A 683-nucleotide genomic window follows, 5' to 3' on the forward strand; every position below is an offset into this window, starting at 1 on the left:
AAAGCAGACGATCGGTATTTCGGTAATAATCGAAGGGATCTGCTGACACGTAGCCCGGGCAACATTCCGTATTATGAGGGATGGCGTTATCACAATCCCTGCACACCGTTTTGCGTATCACCATCACGTCCTCCTCACAATCTTATCCGTAACCGGCTTTTTGCATTAAAAAAACAACGCTGAAAATTCAGCCGTCAGTCCGGAGACGACAGTCGGGTTATCTCAGAGTGCCTGAGATATTGCCTGGTTGGAGATCACTTCAGGGACTCTGCGCATTTTTTACGGCGTGGTTAATCCGTATGAACGAAACCATACGGAGATTTAACCATGACCTACAAATACAACCCCTTCTGGCAGCAACGTATTCGTGAGACAGTGCGGCACGCACTGGATGTTCATCCCCGTCTGACGGCATTGCGGGTTGACCTGCGTCTCCCGGATGTACCGGCAGCAACGGACGCGGCTGTGATATCCCGCTTCATCAATGCCCTGAAAGCCCGAATCGACGCTTACCAGAAACGTAAGCATCGGGAAGGTAAACGCGTGCATTCCTCGACCCTGCATTACGCCTGGGCCCGGGAGTTCGGGGAGCTTAAAGGCAAAAAACACTATCACCTGCTGCTGCTGGTCAACCGGGATACCTGGTGTCGTGCCGGCGATTACCGCGCTCCGGGGTCACTGGC

General features: G+C 53.0%; 1 protein-coding gene. It reads left to right on the forward strand.

Going from position 1 to position 683, the window contains the following annotated elements; translation table 11 throughout:
• Positions 1-327: 327 nt before the first annotated feature.
• The coding region (locus F1381_RS27885) for a YagK/YfjJ domain-containing protein (protein WP_151738069.1) at positions 328-683 on the forward strand (356 nt) is incomplete at its 3' end.

Origin of the sequence: Paenibacillus tengchongensis (assembly GCF_008973665.1) — a bacterium.
Lineage (GTDB): Bacteria > Bacillota > Bacilli > Paenibacillales > Paenibacillaceae > Paenibacillus_AQ > Paenibacillus_AQ tengchongensis.